Origin of the sequence: Roseovarius sp. SK2 (assembly GCF_028807495.1) — a bacterium.
GTDB lineage: Bacteria > Pseudomonadota > Alphaproteobacteria > Rhodobacterales > Rhodobacteraceae > Roseovarius > Roseovarius confluentis.
This window is the reverse complement of the sequence record NZ_JARAMK010000002.1, coordinates 67,788-81,879: the sequence shown is the minus strand read 5'-3', so window position 1 is coordinate 81,879 and position 14,092 is coordinate 67,788. Positions and strand designations below refer to the sequence as shown.

15 protein-coding genes and 1 tRNA gene are annotated in these 14,092 nt (G+C 64.6%); 8 read left to right on the top strand and 8 right to left on the bottom strand.

Annotated elements, in window-relative coordinates; translation table 11 throughout:
- Window positions 1–154 precede the first annotated feature (154 nt).
- On the top strand, window positions 155–604 hold the full coding sequence (locus PVV74_RS04700) for an MmcB family DNA repair protein (RefSeq protein ID WP_274592422.1): 450 nt from the start codon (window positions 155–157) through the stop codon (window positions 602–604).
- 84 nt (window positions 605–688) lie between these two features.
- Here PVV74_RS04700 and PVV74_RS04695 read toward each other — a convergent pair whose 3' ends face one another.
- Complete coding sequence (locus PVV74_RS04695; protein ID WP_172977498.1) at window positions 689–874, bottom strand: DUF6324 family protein; 186 nt, start codon at window positions 872–874, stop codon at window positions 689–691.
- A gap of 217 nt (window positions 875–1,091) precedes the next feature.
- Between PVV74_RS04695 and PVV74_RS04690 the strand changes: the two genes are divergently transcribed.
- Window positions 1,092–1,168 (top strand) — tRNA-His (locus tag PVV74_RS04690).
- Window positions 1,169–1,201: 33 nt separating this feature from the next.
- Here PVV74_RS04690 and PVV74_RS04685 read toward each other — a convergent pair.
- Window positions 1,202–1,510, bottom strand: coding sequence for a DUF6476 family protein (locus tag PVV74_RS04685; protein WP_103762402.1), 309 nt, complete (start codon window positions 1,508–1,510; stop codon window positions 1,202–1,204).
- On the opposite strand from PVV74_RS04685, the gene PVV74_RS04680 reads away from it, so the two are divergent.
- From PVV74_RS04680 to PVV74_RS04665, 4 genes are all read left to right on the top strand, one after another.
- Window positions 1,509–2,552, top strand: a complete 1,044-nt coding sequence (locus PVV74_RS04680) for an RluA family pseudouridine synthase (protein ID WP_274592421.1) — start codon at window positions 1,509–1,511, stop codon at window positions 2,550–2,552. The genes PVV74_RS04685 and PVV74_RS04680 overlap by 2 nt on opposite strands.
- 167 nt (window positions 2,553–2,719) lie before the next feature.
- The gene (gene rpoH / locus PVV74_RS04675) at window positions 2,720–3,616 is read left to right on the top strand and encodes an RNA polymerase sigma factor RpoH (protein WP_103762404.1); all 897 of its coding nucleotides are present in this window, start codon (window positions 2,720–2,722) and stop codon (window positions 3,614–3,616) included.
- Window positions 3,617–3,715: 99 nt separating this feature from the next.
- On the top strand, window positions 3,716–4,741 hold the full coding sequence (locus PVV74_RS04670) for an alpha/beta hydrolase (protein ID WP_274592420.1): 1,026 nt from the start codon (window positions 3,716–3,718) through the stop codon (window positions 4,739–4,741).
- Window positions 4,742–4,789: 48 nt separating this feature from the next.
- Window positions 4,790–5,059, top strand: a complete 270-nt coding sequence (locus PVV74_RS04665; RefSeq protein ID WP_274592419.1) for a DksA/TraR family C4-type zinc finger protein — start codon at window positions 4,790–4,792, stop codon at window positions 5,057–5,059.
- A gap of 88 nt (window positions 5,060–5,147) precedes the next feature.
- Here PVV74_RS04665 and PVV74_RS04660 read toward each other — a convergent pair whose 3' ends face one another.
- The 3 genes from PVV74_RS04660 to PVV74_RS04650 all read right to left on the bottom strand — a co-directional run bounded on the left by PVV74_RS04660 (window position 5,148) and on the right by PVV74_RS04650 (window position 8,201).
- Window positions 5,148–5,294: a hypothetical protein gene (locus PVV74_RS04660; RefSeq protein WP_245890432.1), complete on the bottom strand. Its 147-nt coding sequence runs from the start codon at window positions 5,292–5,294 to the stop codon at window positions 5,148–5,150.
- A gap of 96 nt (window positions 5,295–5,390) precedes the next feature.
- Window positions 5,391–7,211: a M3 family oligoendopeptidase gene (locus PVV74_RS04655; RefSeq protein WP_274592418.1), complete on the bottom strand. Its 1,821-nt coding sequence runs from the start codon at window positions 7,209–7,211 to the stop codon at window positions 5,391–5,393.
- Window positions 7,212–7,316: 105 nt separating this feature from the next.
- Entirely contained in the window at window positions 7,317–8,201 is an 885-nt protein-coding gene (locus PVV74_RS04650) for a LysR substrate-binding domain-containing protein (protein ID WP_274592417.1), read from the bottom strand.
- 95 nt (window positions 8,202–8,296) lie between these two features.
- Between PVV74_RS04650 and PVV74_RS04645 the strand changes: the two genes are divergently transcribed.
- Entirely contained in the window at window positions 8,297–9,553 is a 1,257-nt protein-coding gene (locus PVV74_RS04645; RefSeq protein ID WP_274592416.1) for a M24 family metallopeptidase, read from the top strand.
- A 58-nt stretch (window positions 9,554–9,611) separates the two neighbouring features.
- Here PVV74_RS04645 and PVV74_RS04640 read toward each other — a convergent pair whose 3' ends face one another.
- The gene (locus PVV74_RS04640; protein WP_274592415.1) at window positions 9,612–11,207 is read right to left on the bottom strand and encodes an ATP-dependent DNA ligase; all 1,596 of its coding nucleotides are present in this window, start codon (window positions 11,205–11,207) and stop codon (window positions 9,612–9,614) included.
- The gene (locus tag PVV74_RS04635) at window positions 11,204–12,217 is read right to left on the bottom strand and encodes a ligase-associated DNA damage response exonuclease (protein ID WP_274592414.1); all 1,014 of its coding nucleotides are present in this window, start codon (window positions 12,215–12,217) and stop codon (window positions 11,204–11,206) included. The genes PVV74_RS04640 and PVV74_RS04635 overlap by 4 nt, the downstream gene beginning before the upstream one ends.
- 101 nt (window positions 12,218–12,318) lie before the next feature.
- Between PVV74_RS04635 and PVV74_RS04630 the strand changes: the two genes are divergently transcribed.
- Window positions 12,319–13,149, top strand: a complete 831-nt coding sequence (locus PVV74_RS04630; RefSeq protein WP_274592413.1) for a fumarylacetoacetate hydrolase family protein — start codon at window positions 12,319–12,321, stop codon at window positions 13,147–13,149.
- Here PVV74_RS04630 and PVV74_RS04625 read toward each other — a convergent pair.
- Window positions 13,073–14,092, bottom strand: coding sequence for an alpha/beta hydrolase (locus PVV74_RS04625; RefSeq protein ID WP_338020417.1), 1,020 nt, complete (start codon window positions 14,090–14,092; stop codon window positions 13,073–13,075). The genes PVV74_RS04630 and PVV74_RS04625 overlap by 77 nt on opposite strands.

Below are 14,092 nucleotides of genomic sequence, written 5' to 3'. Positions count from 1 at the left end.
GCACCTTTTTGCAGCGAAAGAGGGGCGCGAACGTGCCAGACCCCGGGGACATCACTATGAAATGGTTAATCAATCACACAAGACAAGCCTGCGTGATAAGCAATTCCCGTGCAGGGGGTTGCCAATGTTCACGTATTGTTCATAAACTGGCGTCATGCAGGACCATGTCAGCGACATAATTGCGATGCAGCCCGGCCAGCTTTTGGCGCGGGGCGTGTGCCGGCATCTGCTGGGCTATGATTTCGCAACGGTCGAGGAATTCTCGCCCGAGAGGGGCAAGCGCGTGGACGTCATGGCGCTGGGACCCAAGGGCGAGATCTGGGTGGTGGAGTGCAAGTCGAGCCGGGCGGATTTCACTTCGGATCTCAAGTGGGATGGCTATCTTGAATGGTGCGACCGTTATTTCTGGGCGGTGGACGAGGCGTTTCCGACCGATCTGTTGCCCGAGGGCACGGGACTGATCATCGCGGATGCCTATGACGCGCAGATCATCCGGATGGCGCCGGAGCACAAGCTGGCCGGCGCGCGGCGCACGGCGCTGACGCGACGTTTTGCGCGGCAGGCGGCGCTGCGGTTGCAGGGCGCGCGCGATCCGGGGCTTTGAAGGGGCCGTTTTCTTGCAAAGAAAACGGAATAGAAAATGGGTATTTTCTATTCCAAAATTTTCGCAAATTTTGGGTGCGCGCGGCTAGCGTTTCGCTTCGGCGGCCTTGGCGGCGGCGAGGATTTCCTCGGCGATTTCGCGGGCCTCGTCGGGGTCGAAGTCCATCGGGATTTCGGTGGGGCCTGCCATGATGAACAGGCGGACCATGCCCTGGTCGGTGGGGCCGATTTGAAGATTCGCCTCGATGTCGCGTTCGTCGTTGATGCCCATGGCGGCCTCCTATAGCGATTCCGGGTCAGTCTGAAAAATGCATCGCTATTTTGCGTTCGCAGAGACAGCGAAATGCGATTCAGTGTTTCCCGGAAACGCTTGAATATTCGCGATGGCCTAGCGCCTTGGCCGCGCGAAGGCAAGCGGGTTGGAATGGGCGAGATCGTGTCGAAGAGGCTTGCAATCGCGGGCCGGGAAAGTTAAATCCGTGCCGCGTGCCGCCTTAGCTCAGTTGGTTAGAGCGCCTGATTGTGGATCAGGAGGTCCCCCGTTCGAGCCGGGGAGGTGGTACCATCTCCCTTTTTCGGACTGGTAAGACTCGCGCGGCTAGTCCGTCGTGACCTCGATGGTCTGGCGCAACTCGCCCGTGGTCTCGTCGAAAATCAGGATCGTGTCGGCTTCGGTCACAACGGCGTACCAGCCATTGGCGCGGGTGAATGCGGTGGGCGTCGTGCCGTCGGGCAGAGTGATCACCTTGGGCAGGGCCGGGTCGGAGGCACCGGAGAACTTGGTGACAAAGAGCGCGACGATCACTAGAAACCCGAGAATCATCACGCCCGTCAGGACGGTCACGAGTGTGCGCAGGTAGCGCACCATTTTGGGGTCCAGCGACGGCGGCTGAGGAGTGTCGTTCATGGGCGCAGCCCCCTTGCAAACCAGTGTCACCGTGCGGATCGGGGCCGATCCGCCGCCGCGCCTTGATAAGGCGTTGGCGCGCGATGTGCCAGAGGCGGCGTCGCTGTCGCGTACGCGGTTGGCAAGGCTGATCGCCGAGGGCGCAGTGCGGGTGGGCGGTGCGGTTGTGGCGGACCCCAAGGCGAAGGTGGCCGAGGGAGATATCGTCGAGATCAGCGTGCCCGTCGCGGTTGAGGTGGACGTAGTGGCGCAGGAGATCGCGCTGGACGTGGTGTTCGAGGATGACGATTTGATCGTGATCAACAAACCTGCGGGGATGGTGGTGCATCCGGCGCCGGGCAGCCCGGACGGAACGCTGGTGAACGCGCTGTTGCACCATTTCGGCGGCACGCTGTCGGGCGTGGGGGGCGAGAAACGGCCCGGCATCGTGCACCGGATCGACAAGGACACGAGCGGCCTGCTGGTGGTGGCGAAGTCCGATCGGGCGCATCACGGTCTGGCCGCGCAATTCGAGGCGCATAGCGTGGAACGCAAGTACCTGGCGGTGGTCCACGGCGTGCCGGATGCCGCCGATCCGCGGCTGCGCGGCGTGCGCGGGGCCAGTTTCGAGTCGGGCAACATCCTGAAGCTGACGACGCAGCTGGCGCGGCACAAGACCGACCGGCAACGGCAGGCGGTGTTGTTCGAGGGCGGGCGGCACGCGGTGACGCGGGCGCGCGTTGTCACCCCGTTCGGCGCTCCGCCGCAGGTGGCGCTGATCGAGTGCTGGCTGGAGACGGGGCGTACGCACCAGATCCGGGTGCATATGGCGCATGCGGGGCATGGTCTGATCGGCGACCCGGTTTATGGTGGCCGGCGCAAGCTGAACGCGCGGGCGCTGTCGCCCGAGGCGCTGGCGGCCACGCAGGTGTTCCCGCGACAGGCGTTGCATGCGGCGCTGCTGGGGTTCGAGCATCCGGGTACGGGGGAGATGCTGCGCTTTGAGGCGGCGCTGCCGGAGGACATGGCCAACCTGCTGCAGGAACTGGGCGCGCCGGCCTGACGTTAATATGACAGCACAGCACGTGTGCGTGAGCAAACGTCACATCACTGGAAAACCGGGCCGGTTTGATTCATAAATAATTAAACCATTCGGTTCACCTGTCTTGAATCCGGGCTGATGGCTGCCCATATGGATGTTAAGACGATAAACATTGGAGGGTCACAGGGTTGAGCAATTATGCAAATCTTCCTGCGCCATCGCCCGAAGCCGGGCTGAACCGGTATTTGCAGGAAATCCGGAAATTTCCGCTTTTGGAGCCGGAAGAGGAATACATGCTGGCCAAGCGCTGGGTCGAGGAACAGGACACCGATGCCGCGCACCAGATGGTCACCAGCCACCTGCGCCTGGCGGCGAAGATCGCCATGGGCTATCGTGGCTACGGCCTGCCGCAAGCCGAGGTGATCTCGGAGGCGAATGTGGGCCTGATGCAGGCGGTCAAGCGCTTTGACCCCGAGAAAGGCTTTCGCCTGGCCACATATGCGATGTGGTGGATCCGGGCCAGCATCCAGGAGTACATCCTGCGCAGCTGGTCGATGGTCAAGCTGGGCACGACAAGCGGGCAGAAGAAGCTGTTCTTCAACCTGCGCAAGGCCAAGGCCCGGATCGGTGCGCTGGAGGACGGAGACCTGCATCCCGACAAGGTGAAGCAGATCGCGACCGACCTGGGTGTGACCGAGGACGAGGTGATCAGCATGAACCGCCGGATGTCCGGGGGCGACGCGTCGCTGAACGCCACCGTCGGTACCGAGGGCGAAGGCACGATGCAGTGGCAGGACTGGCTGGAGGACGAGGATGCCGACCAGGCCGGTGACTACGAGAAGCGCGACGAACTGGAGGCGCGGCGCGAACTGCTGGCAGAGGCGATGGACGTGCTGAACGACCGCGAGAAGGATATCCTGACGCAACGGCGGCTGAACGAGAAGGCCGTGACGCTGGAGGATCTGAGCGGGCAGTACGATGTCAGCCGCGAGCGGATCCGCCAGATCGAGGTGCGGGCGTTCGAGAAACTGCAGAAGCGCATGCGCAGCCTTGCCGCCGAAAAAGGGATGATGGCCACGGCCTGATTTTGCGACACATCGGTACGGTCACGAAAATTGGCCCCTTCCGCATGGCGGAGGGGGCCTTATTGTTTCCGGTGAGTCGGAAACGAAAGGGGACGTCCGTTGCGTACGCTGTCGATACTTTGTGTGACCGTGCTGGCCGCCTGTGCGCCGCGCCCTGCCGCGGAATACGCACCGACGGTGCCCGAGGCGCATCTCCAGACGCTCTATGTGGCCACGCAAAAGGCGCTGGACCATACCGGGTGGACCTTTGGCGCGAAACGCACGGGCCAGATGCGCTATTTCCGGGCCGATATCTCGATCCCGCCGACGCATCGGCCGGGCCATGTGGAATGGCCCGAGGGACCGCCGGATGCTGCGACGGATTTCGTGGTGGCGGCGACGGATGTCTACCCGTCCGGCGCGGCCTTTGTCGGGGATGTGAAGGCAGCGCGCCCGGGGCGGGAAACCCAGGTTTTCGTGCATGGCTACAACGTGACGCTTTCCGATGGTCTGTACCGGCTGGCGCAGATGCGCGAGGATTTCGAGGTGGCCGAGCCGTCGGTGCTGTTCGCCTGGGCCTCGGCCGGGGACCCGCGGGGGTATGTCTATGACCGTGACAGCGTGCTTTATGCCCGGGACGACCTGGAAGACCTGCTGGCCCGGCTGACCAGCGGGCCGGGGGACCGGGTGACATTGCTGGCGCATTCCATGGGCGCGCATCTTGTGATGGAGGTGATGCGGCAGGCGGCGCTGAAGGGGGACCGGCGTCTGCTGGACCGGATCAGCGGCGTGGTGCTGATGTCGCCGGATATCGACCCGGATATCTTTCGCAGGCAGGCAGAGGCGATCGGGGAGTTGCCACAGCCGTTCCTGATTTTCGTGACGCAGCAGGACCGGGCGCTGAGCCTTGCCAGCCTGATAACCGGGCGCAAGAAGCGGCTGGGCGTGATCGACGGGCCGGAGGCGGTGGCGGGCCTGCCGGTCAAGGTGATCGACTTTACCGCGCTGGCGGATGGCGAGGGGCTGGACCACGCGGTGGCGATCACCTCGCCTTCGGCGATTTCGGTGCTGAACGGGATGCTGGAGCAGGCCTCATTGGGCCGGGCTGCATTCGAGGACTACATGGTGCTGGAGGCGCAGCCGTGACACGGAGCCTGCGGCATCCTATATTTGCCGTTCAGGAGGATTTTAACCATGGCCGGTGGATGGGCGCGCGACGGCGCGGTGAGTGAACAGATCGAAGCCTCGATCGAGGATGAGTTGGCGCGGATGAAGGCCGCGAAACGCCCCGTGGGCGAGAGCCTGACGCATTGTGCCGAATGCGAGGAAGAGATCCCGCAGGCGCGGCGCGAGGCGTTGCCGGGCGTGAAGCTGTGCATCGAATGTAGCCAGGAGCGCGACGGCGCGCAACAGGCGCGGGGCGGGATCAACCGGCGCGGCTCGAAAGACAGTCAGCTCAAGTAGGCGGATGTTGCAGGGGCTCTGCCCCCACGGCGAAACTGCGTTTCACCGCTCCCCCCCGGGATATTTTCGGCCAGAAGAAGAGGTGGGCTCAGCGCCTTGGTGCGCGGCCGGTGAGGCGGCGCCAGAGAGGGGTCACGTCGAGCGCGGCCACGGCGACGCCGAGCGGGATCATCCAGAAGCCCAGCACCGGCAGGAAGCCGAAGATCCCGCCGATGATGAGCAGGATGCCCAGCACCAGCCGCAGCCCCGGGGGCACGCGCGACCGGATGCGCACGAGGGCGCGTTTCAGGCGGTTGCGCAGGCTGTGGGGGCCGCTTGTGCGGGGCAGCGTCTAGTCCTCCATCGCCTCCAGCTGGTCGATAAAGCCGGAGATCATCGACAGGCCCTTGTCCCAGAAGGCGGGGTCCGAGGCGTCGAGGCCGAAGGGGGCCAGAAGCTCCTTGTGGTGCATCGAGCCGCCCGCTTTGAGCATGTCGAAATACTTGTCCTGGAAGCCGTCGGGGTTTTCCTCGTAGACCGCGTAGAGCGCGTTCACCAGCCCGTCGCCGAAGGCGTAGGCGTAGACGTAGAAGGGCGAGTGGACGAAGTGGGGGATATAGGCCCAGAAGGTCTCGTAGCCCTCCATGAAGTCGAAGGCGGGGCCGAGAGATTCGCCCTGCACGGACATCCAGAGGGCGCCGATGTCTTCCGAGGTCAGCTCGCCGCCGCGGCGGGCATCGTGCAGTTTGCACTCGAAATCGTAGAAGGCGATCTGGCGGACGACCGTGTTGATCATGTCCTCGACCTTGCCGGCGAGCAGGACCTTGCGTTCGGCGTTGTCCTTGGCCGCATCCAGCAGTTTGCGGAAGGTCAGCATCTCGCCGAAGACCGAGGCGGTTTCGGCAAGGGTGAGGGGGGTGGAGGAGAGAAGTTCGCCCTGTTCGGCGGCCAGTACCTGGTGCACGCCGTGACCGAGTTCATGCGCGAGGGTCATGACGTCGCGCGGTTTGCCGAGGTAGTTCAGCATGACGTAGGGGTGCACGTCCGTAACGGTGGGGTGGGCAAAGGCGCCGGGGGCCTTGCCGGGCTTGACGGCGGCGTCGATCCAGCCCTTGTCGAAGAAGGGCTCGGCCAGGTCGCCCATGCGCGGGTCGAAATCGGAATAGGCGTCCATGACCATGCCGCGGGCGGTCGGCCAATCGATCTTGCGCGGCGCTTCCATCGGCAGGGGGGCGTTGCGGTCCCAGACCTGCATCCGGTCGAGGCCGAGCCATTTGCGTTTCAATTCGTAGTAGCGGTGGCTGAGCTTGGGGTAGGCGTCGACCACGGCGTTGCGCAGGGCCTCGACCACCTCGGCCTCGACATCGTTGCTGAGGTGACGCGAGGTCTGGGCGGTGGGCATGCCGCGCCAGCGGTCGATGACCTCTTTCTCCTTGGCGGTGGTGTTGTGGACACGGGCGAAGGTGCGGATGTTGGCCTGGAAGGTGCGGGCAAGCTCGCGCGCAGCGGATTCGCGTTTGTCGCGGTCCTGTTCGGTGAGCAGGTTGAGGGTGGACTCAATGCCCAGTTCCTCGCCATCGACGTCGAACGTGAGGCCCGCGATGGTTTCATCGAAGAGCCGTTCCCAGGCGTCACCCACGACGCCGAGGTCGTGCAGGAATTTCTCCAACTCGTCGGAAAGCTGGTAGGGTTTCATCGCCTGGATGCGGCGGATGACGGGGGCGTAGCGGGCGAGATCGGCGTTCTCGGCGTACATCGCTTTGAGCATGTCGGCCTCGAGCCGGTTGAGTTCGAGCGTGAAGAACACCAGCGGCGTGGTGTAATTGGTGATCTTTTCCTGGCAGTCGGAGAGGAACTTGGCCCGCTCGCCATCGGTCGTCTGCTGGTAATAGCGCAGGCCGGCGAAGGACATGATGCGACCGGCGATGGAAGAGATCTTTTCGTTGCGCTGGATGCATTCGAGGAGGCCCGCAGCGTCGAGATCGGCCAGCTTGCCTTCGTAATCGTTGGCGAAGTCGGCGCAGGCCTGTTCCAGCCAGTCGAGATCACGCTTGAGTTCGGGCGCGTCCTGCCCGGTGTAGAGGTCGTCGAGGTTCCACTCCGGCAGGTCGCCCAGGTTGTCGGAGCCGGAGGCGGCGTTGACGTCGAAGGCGGGTTTGGGAAGCTGGAACATGCGGATCTCCTGAAATGCGTGGCTGGCCAAGACATAGGGGTCGGGGCGGGCAGGCTCAAGCGGCGGATTGGACGCGGGGCCGATTGGCGAGGGTCGCGGCGCGCCTCAGATGGTGTCGGATCCCACAAGGGCGCGCTGCAGGAGCATGGCATTGGGCAAGAGCGGCGCGGTCACGCGATGGTTCAGCCAGTAGCGGCGGGTGGTGGTCAGGGTGTCGTCGCCTACGGCGACCAACTGGCCGCTGCTGACGAGGGTGTCGAGCATCGGCACGCTGGCCAGGGCGATGCCTTCCCCGGCCAGGGCGCGACCGATGCTGTGGCCGTAGCTGCGGCAGGTTTGGACCGGGCGCGCGGAGAGGGGAGAGCCGGGCTTGCGGTCGTGCCATATGCGCCAGTTGATCCAGTCGGGCGCGAGGCGGGGATAGTCCAGCAGCGGCAGGTCGGGCCGGTCGGAAAACGTGGACGCGATGGCGGGCGCGGCGGCTGGAATGATCGTCTCGTCAAAAAGCGGCGTGCCCGTCCAGCCAGTGGGCGGGGCCTCGCCGTAATGGATGGCGAGGTCGAGCGTGTCCGCGGCAAGGGTCGAGGGATCGTCGGCAGTCAGCACATTGACATTGCAGGCATCCGAGCTGGTGGCGAAGGCCTGGAGCCGGGGATAGAGCCAGAACATCGAGACCGCGCCGTTGGCCGCGATCCGGAGTGTGCCGGTGTCGGTGACGCGCGCCGTATCGAGGGACGCCGTCAGGTAGTCGAGCGCGAGGCGCACGGGCTCTTCCAGTCGGCGGGCGGTGTCAGTGGGCACCGCGTGGCGCGCGCCGCGGTCGAAAAGCGGCGTGCCGAGCCAGTCTTCGAGCTGGCGGATGCGTTTGCTGACGGCGGCCTGGGAGACCATGAGGTCGGGGGCGGCGGCGGAGAAGCCGCCCCGTTTCATCACGGTGTTGAAGAAGATGAGACTTTCCAGAGGGGGAAGGTCTCGGCGGTCCTGATTCATTCCTCGAGGTTATCCAAGAGCGCGAGAATTTCCAGCGTTTTCGAAGTGCATTGGGTCGGATATGGAATGCATGACTTCAAGCCGAGGAGGGTGACATGGCGGAACTGGACTGGCACGCGGAGCGGGCTGACCTTGCGGATCTGGCCCTGTTGGACCGGGCGCCGGAGGACGAGGGGATCGACCTTGCGGCGGTGCGCGGCTACCGGCTGGGCCGGGTCAGGGCGGAGATGCGCAAGCGGGATATCGCGGCGGTTTTGTTGTCCGATCCGGTGAACATCCGCTATGCCACTGGGGCGCGGAACATGCAGGTGTTCAGCCAGCGCAACGCGCCGTCGCGGTACCTTTTGTTGACCGAAAACCGCTCGATCCTGTTCGAGTTCACCGGCTGTGCGCATTTGGCCGACGGGCTGGAGACGATCGACGAGGTGCGCGCGGCGCGTACAGCGAGTTTCGTGGCGGCCGGGCCGGATATTGCCAGGCGGGAACGGGCCTGGGCCGTCGAGATGGCGGATCTGGTGACTTCGCTGGTGGGCAAGGCGGCGACGCTGGGAATCGAGCGGTTGAATGCCGGCAGCGCGATTGCCCTGCGCGATGCGGGGCTGCGGATCGTGGATGCGCAGGAACCGGTCGAGATGGCGCGCGCGATCAAGTCGGCGGAAGAGATGAAATGCGTCAATGCCTCGCTGCGGGCGACCGAGATCGGCGTGGGTAAGCTGCGCGAGGCGATCCGGCCGGGGATGACCGAGGCGGAGCTGTGGTCGGTGCTGCACCAGTCGGTGATCGCGCAGAACGGGGACTACGTGGAGACCCGCCTGCTGAATGCCGGGGAGCGGACCAATCCATGGTTTCAGGAGACGACGGATAACGTGATCGGCACCAATGAGTTGATCGCGCTGGATACCGACGTGGTGGGGTGCCACGGGTATTACTCCGATTTCTCGCGCACCTTCCATTCGGGCCCGGGCAAGCCGAGCGTCACCCAGCGGGAGCTTTACAAGGTGGCCCATGAGCAGGTGCATCATAACAAGGGTATCCTGCGGCCCGGTATGACGTTCCGCGACTATGCCGATGCGGCCTGGGATATTCCGGAGCAGTATTACGCCAACCGCTATTACCTGTCGGCGCATGGCTGCGGGATGACGGGAGAATATCCGTATCTCTATCACCACGGGGATTTCCCGGATGCGGGGTATGACGGGGTGATCGAGCCGGGCATGACGCTGTGCGTCGAGAGTTATATTGGCGCGGAAGGCGGTACGGAGGGCGTGAAGCTGGAGCAACAGGTTCTGATCACGCAAACCGGGGTGGAGCTGTTATCGCGCTTTCCATTCGAGGACGATCTGTTGCGGTGAGGGGGTCGAGATTCTTCGTACGAAGAATCTTGGCGGAGAAAATTCGTACGAATTTTCTTTATCCGTAGTGGGCCAGCATGTCGTGAAGGTCTTCGAGTGAGTTGGCCTCCTGCACCGGCTTGTCGTGGCGCCAGCGTTTCATGCGGGGGAAGCGAAGCGACACCCCGGACTTGTGGCGGGTCGATTCCATGATCCCCTCGAACGCGATCTCGAAGACATGCTCGGGTTTGACCTGCCGCACCGGGCCGAAGCGTTGCAGGGTGTTTTTGCGGACCCATGCGGTGATCTTGCGGAACTCGGTGTCGGTGAGCCCGGAATAGGCCTTGGTGAACGGCACAAGGTCGTTGCCGTCGCGCACGGCGAAGGTGAAATCGGTGAACAGGTTGGCGCGCCGGCCGTGGCCCTGTTGAGCGTAGATCATCACGGCGTCGATGGTCAGGGGATCAAGTTTCCATTTCCACCAGTCGCCTTTCTTGCGGCCGGAATGGTAGGGCGAGTCCTTGCGCTTAAGCATGAGGCCTTCGGCGCGCGCGTCCCTGGCTTTCGCGCGGGTCTCGCGCAGATTGTCCCACGATTGGAAGGAGATGAGCGGGGATTGGCGGATGGGCGCTTCGGGTGCAAGTTCGTGCAGCATGGCCTCAAGCCGGGCGCGACGCTGGGCGAAGGGTGTGTCACGCAGGTCGGTTCCGTTTTCCTCCAGCAGGTCGTAGGCGTAGAGGATGACCGGGGCGTCCTTCAGCAGTTTCTTCGGCACGGTCTTGCGGCCGATGCGTTTTTGCAGGGCGTTGAAGGACATCGGGCCATCGGCCTGCCAGGCCAGGATTTCACCGTCGAGCACGGTCCCGGGAGGCAGGTAGTCGCGGGCGCGGGCAAGTTCGGGGAAACGGTCGGTCATCAGTTCTTCGCCGCGGGACCATGTGAAGTGCTCGCCCCCACGCAGAATTAGCTGACCGCGGATGCCGTCCCATTTCCACTCGGCCAGCCAGTCGGCGGGATCGCCCAGCGACTCGGGTTCCTCGTCATCAAGCCCGTAGGCGAGACAGAAGGGATAGGGGCGCGATAGGTCCGCGGTGGCGTCATGCGCCTCGATCAATGCGTTCCAGGACGTGCTGTCGGGGGTCCAGTCGCCCATGAGGCGGTGGGCCAGTTCCGCCTCGTCCCGGTCGCTGGCCTGAGCCAGGGCGCGGGTCATCAGCTTGCGCGAGATTCCGATGCGGAAACCGCCGGTCAGAAGCTTGTTGAAGACGAGACGTTCATGAGGCTGCATCTGGTCCCAGGCGTCGAGGATGGCGGCCTTGCGGGCGACCTCGGTTTCATGGTCGAGGGCGCGGAGGCGGCCGATCCACGTGGACAGGCTGTCGTCATGGTCGCGCGCCGGGGGCGGCAGGACGAGGGCGATGGTTTCCGACAGGTCGCCGACGATGGGATAGCTTTCCTCGAAGAGCCAGAGCGGGATGCCGGCGCGTTCGGCGGCCCATTCGCGCAGTTTCGTGGTGGTGATGGCGCGGCGGGGGCGGCGGCCGGAAAACAGCGCGACGGTCCAGAGCTTGTCGTCATCGGGCGCGGTGCGGAAATAGTCGGCCAGCGCGGCGACCTTGGTGTTGGTCTTGGTGGTCTGGTCGAGGGTGGTGAAGAGGGCTGTGAAGTCTTTCATGCCGCGCCCTCTGCGTCGTCCGTGGCATCCAGGGACTCGCCGGTAAACTCTGTGGGGACAACCTGGGCGTTCCAGCCATTCTCGCTCAGGTATCGCGCGAAGATATCGGTGTAACCATGTGTTGCATATATATTTTCTGCGCCCGTTGACTTGATTGCATCGAGCAGGCCGGGCCAGTCGGCATGGTCGGACATGACGAACCCGCGGTCGACGGAACGGCGGCGGCGGACGCCGCGCAGGCGCATCCAGCCCGAGGCGAAGCCGGTGGAGGCCGGACGGAAGCGGCGGGCCCATGTGCTGCCCAGGGCCGAGGGCGGCGCGAGCACGAGGGCGCCGGGGTGATCCTTGGCCTTGAGGTCGGGTGTGACATGCAGGGTATCCGGCAGAGCGAGCCCCTGATCGCGAAGGACCGCGTTGGTGTTTTCCACCGCGCCGTGCGTCAGGATGGGACCGATCGAAGGATCGAGCAGCGACAGGACCCGCTGGGCCTTGCCGAGAGAATAGGCCCCAAGAAGCGAGAAGGTGCCGGCGGCGGCATTGGCGGCCCACCAGTCGTTGATCTCACGTGCGGCGTCCTTTTCGGGCGTCCAGGTGAAGACCGGCAGGCCGAAGGTGCATTCGGTGATGAAGCTGTGGCATGGCACCGGGTCGAACGGTTCGGACAGGCGGTCCGCTTCGGTCTTGTAGTCGCCGGAGACGACCCAGACCTCGCCTTCGACTTCGACCCGGATCTGGGCCGAGCCGGGGACGTGGCCGGCGGGGTGAAAAGACACCTGCGCCCCGCCGATTTGGCGCGTTTCGCCGTAATTGACCGTGTCGAGGGTGATTTCGCCCAGGCGGTGCCGCATGACGGGCGCGGCGGCGGCGGTCGAAAGATAGCGGGCGTGGCCGGGTCGGGCGTGGTCGGCGTGGCCATGGGTGATGAGCGCCCGGTCGACGGGGCGCCACGGGTCGATGAAGAAATCTCCGGCGGGGCAGTAGATGCCCTGAGGTTTGAATTCCAGAACCATGTCGGGGAATTAGCGTGCTGGCGCGCGCATGCCAGAGGATGAATGCTTGCCGTGACGAACAGGCCCGCTATCGTCGGGTGAAACGAGACAGGGGACGAAGAATGCGGTTCGTGAGATACGGGGCACCTGGGCGGGAACAGCCCGGAATGCTGGACGCCGAAGGGCGGGTGCGGGACCTGAGCGGCGTGATGGCCGAGATTTCCGGTGCCGCGCTGGGAGCGTTGCCGAAGCTGGACCCCGAAAAGCTGCCGCTGGTGGACGGGACGCCACGGCTGGGGCCGCCGGTTGCGGGAATCGGCAAGCTGATCGGTATCGGGTTGAATTACAGCGATCATGCCGCGGAGATCGGGATCGAGCCGCCGGCCGAGCCGGTTGTCTTCATGAAAGCCACTTCCAGCATCGTGGGACCGGATGACGATGTGGTGCTGCCGCGCGGATCGACCCATGCGGATTGGGAAGTGGAGCTTGGCGTGGTGATCGGGCGCGAGGCGAAATACGTGAGCGAGGCTGAGGCGCTGGATTACGTCGCGGGCTATACGATCGTCAACGATGTGTCCGAGCGGCATTTCCAGACCGAGCGCAGCGGGCAGTGGACCAAGGGCAAGAGTTGCGACACGTTCGGGCCGATCGGGCCGTGGCTGGTGACGCCGGACGCGGTGGGCAACGTGCAAAGCCTTGATATGTCCGCGGATGTGAGCGGGGAGCGGATGCAGTTCGGCAACACTTCGACGATGATTTTCACAGTGGCGCAGATCATCGCGCATCTGAGTGAGGTCATGCGGCTGGAGCCCGGAGACGTCATCGCCACCGGCACGCCGCCGGGGGTGGGGATGGGGCGCAACCCCAAGCGTTACCTCAAGCCTGGCGACGTGATGGAGTTGGAGATCCGGGGGCTTGGGCGTCAGCGCCAGACGGTGCGTGCCGATCCCTGACGCTCGCGTAGAAGTCGATCAGCTTGCCGATAAGGGCGTCGCGGATCTGTGGCGCTTCCTGAAGTACCTCGTGACGGGCATCTTCGGCGATTTCCAGTTCGCCGCCGGGCCAGCGTGACATGCGGTCATGAACGCGGGAGACGTCGACGATATCCTCGTCCGACCCAAGCAGGCACAGGCAGGGCAGGTCGGGGGACGGGCGGCGCCACATCTGGCGCGTGCCCATCAGCGATTCGTAGAGCCAGCGCAGGGACGGGCCACCGATGGTCAGTTCCGGGTGCGCGGTAACCTGGGCGATCATGTGCTGGTAGCTTTCGACGTCGGTGGTCAGGCGGTTCTTCTCGAACGGTTCGACCAGCACGTAGCTTTGGGGCGAGGTCCCGGGGGCGTAGACGTGGTCGAAGCCCACGCTGCGGCTGCTCCATCCCAGTGACCAGGCAACCGGGCGCAGCGCAGCCGAGATACGGATGCCCCACATCGGCGCGGAAAAGGACGCGCCGGCCACCGGCAGGCCGTCCATCACCGATTTGAGCGCGATGCCGCCGCCCATGGAATGGCCCAGAACGAACCACGGTTTCGGCAAGTCGAGCTTTTGCGCGGCGTCAACCATGGCGGCGACGTCGTGCTGGTAGTCGTCGAAATGCAGGACGTGGCCCGACATCTTGTCTTCGATCAGACGGTCGGCCAAGCCCTGACCGCGCCAGTCGACGAGCAGCGTGGTCAGGCCCGCGGCGGCGAATTGCCGGACGGTGCGGCCGTATTTCTCGATATACTCGGTACGACCGGGAAAGAGCAGGAGCGTGCCTGCGCTTTCGCCCGTATCGTCCTGCGGACGCCAGAGCCCGAGCCGGATGCGCACCCCGTCGGCAGTGTCGCACCAGAAGGCGCGGCCACCGTCGGGGCCATCGGCAATATCGGAGAAGAAGGGCGCGTCCGTCAACAT

Coding starts and splice junctions, on each gene's coding strand:
- PVV74_RS04700 (WP_274592422.1), top strand. CDS start 155: ATGCAGGACCATGTCAGCGACATAATTGCGATGCAGCCCGGCCAGCTT.
- PVV74_RS04695 (WP_172977498.1), bottom strand. CDS start 874: ATGGGCATCAACGACGAACGCGACATCGAGGCGAATCTTCAAATCGGC.
- PVV74_RS04680 (WP_274592421.1), top strand. CDS start 1,509: ATGGGCGCAGCCCCCTTGCAAACCAGTGTCACCGTGCGGATCGGGGCC.
- PVV74_RS04685 (WP_103762402.1), bottom strand. CDS start 1,510: ATGAACGACACTCCTCAGCCGCCGTCGCTGGACCCCAAAATGGTGCGC.
- PVV74_RS04665 (WP_274592419.1), top strand. CDS start 4,790: ATGGCCGGTGGATGGGCGCGCGACGGCGCGGTGAGTGAACAGATCGAA.
- PVV74_RS04655 (WP_274592418.1), bottom strand. CDS start 7,211: ATGTTCCAGCTTCCCAAACCCGCCTTCGACGTCAACGCCGCCTCCGGC.
- PVV74_RS04650 (WP_274592417.1), bottom strand. CDS start 8,201: ATGAATCAGGACCGCCGAGACCTTCCCCCTCTGGAAAGTCTCATCTTC.
- PVV74_RS04645 (WP_274592416.1), top strand. CDS start 8,297: ATGGCGGAACTGGACTGGCACGCGGAGCGGGCTGACCTTGCGGATCTG.
- PVV74_RS04640 (WP_274592415.1), bottom strand. CDS start 11,207: ATGAAAGACTTCACAGCCCTCTTCACCACCCTCGACCAGACCACCAAG.
- PVV74_RS04635 (WP_274592414.1), bottom strand. CDS start 12,217: ATGGTTCTGGAATTCAAACCTCAGGGCATCTACTGCCCCGCCGGAGAT.
- PVV74_RS04630 (WP_274592413.1), top strand. CDS start 12,319: ATGCGGTTCGTGAGATACGGGGCACCTGGGCGGGAACAGCCCGGAATG.
- PVV74_RS04625 (WP_338020417.1), bottom strand. CDS start 14,092: ATGTTGACGGACGCGCCCTTCTTCTCCGATATTGCCGATGGCCCCGAC.